Source organism: Rhodopseudomonas parapalustris (assembly GCF_053772255.1).
Genome location: NZ_JAMKBZ010000073.1, coordinates 1 through 1332, shown reverse-complemented (window position 1 = coordinate 1332; position 1332 = coordinate 1). Strand labels below are relative to the sequence as shown.

Here is a 1332-nt window from a genome sequence, read left to right as displayed (position 1 = left end):
GCCAGCATCGAGCGGTACGACAATCGCTCTGGAATACTGGGTCGCCCGGACAAGTGTTCAGCCCGGAGACATGACCTACGGGTGTTCGGAGACATAGTCGACGCATCATAGTGGCTGGATTTGGCGATTGGAGGCCAAGTCCATGCCCTGGCGTGAGGTGTCGGCAGTGGATCAGAGACGAGAGTTCGTCCGGCTTGCGATGCAGGAGGGAGCGAATCGGCGGGAGTTGTGCCGGCGGTTCGGCATTCATTGGACGACCGGCTACAAATGGTTGGAGCGATGCGCGGCCGGAGGTGATGTCGTCGACCTATCGCGGCGGCCGCACGAAAGCCCGCGGCAAACCTCGGCGGCGTGCGAGGCACAGGTGCTGGCGGTTCGCGATGCGCATCCGGCGTGGGGGGCGCGCAAGATCGCTAGCTCGATGAAGCGGTCCGGACACAGCGCTCCGGCGGTGTCGACGATCCACGAGATCCTGCGCCGGCACGGCCGGATCAAGCCTGCCGCCGGCGGTCCACCGGCGACGCTGCGGTTCGAGATGCCGGCGCCGAACATGCTTTGGCAGATGGACTTCAAAGGCTGGGTTCGGCTCGGCAACGACGTCCGCTGCCATCCGCTGACCGTGGTGGACGATCACTCACGCTACGATCTGTGCCTCCAGGCTTGCGCCGATCAGCGCGGCGAAACCGTGCAGGACAGGCTGCAAACGACGTTCCGGCACTACGGCTTGCCCGACACGATCTTCGTCGACAACGGCTCGCCGTGGTCGGACAGTTCCGGCGAGCGCTGGACATGGTTCTCGGTGTGGCTGCTCAAGCTCGGCATCAGGGTGATCCGCAGCCGTCCCTATCACCCGCAGAGCCGCGGCAAGAACGAGCGCTTCCATCGCACGCTGGACGACGAAGTGTTCGCGCTGCGGCCCCTGCGCGATCTCTCCGACGCGCAACGTGCCTTCGATTCCTGGCGCGAGGTGTACAACTTCGAGCGCCCTCACGAGTCGCTAGGCCAGCTGGTGCCTGCTGATCGCTACCAGCCGAGCCGCCGTGCTCTGCCGGACCGCCTGCCGGCTCCCGAATACAAAGAGCGCGACATCGTCCGCTCCGTCCCGAAAACCAAGGCCTATGTCAGCTTCAAAGGTCGTTTGTGGAAGGTGCCGCAAGCCTTCGCCGGAGAGCGCTTGGCCATCAGGCCGCTCTCCACCGACGGCAAATACGGCGTGTTCTTCGCCGCCCACCAAGTCGCCACCATCGACTTGACCGGCGGGGAAAGTGTCGGTCATGTCTCCGAACACGTGTCGACTATGTCTCCGGGCTGAACAACAAGCCGGGCGATGAC

At 64.6% G+C, this 1332-nt stretch carries 1 protein-coding gene; it reads left to right on the top strand.

The genetic code is table 11. From position 1 onward, the window contains the following. Positions 1-142: 142 nt before the first annotated feature. The gene (locus tag M9H71_RS25075) at positions 143-1312 is read left to right on the top strand and encodes an IS481-like element ISRpa3 family transposase (RefSeq protein WP_455407573.1); all 1170 of its coding nucleotides are present in this window, start codon (positions 143-145) and stop codon (positions 1310-1312) included. Positions 1313-1332: the final 20 nt, after the last annotated feature.

What these genes read in the sequence shown, in the direction of transcription:
- M9H71_RS25075 (WP_455407573.1), top strand. Translation starts at nt 143, where the DNA reads ATGCCCTGGCGTGAGGTGTCGGCAGTGGATCAGAGACGAGAGTTCGTC.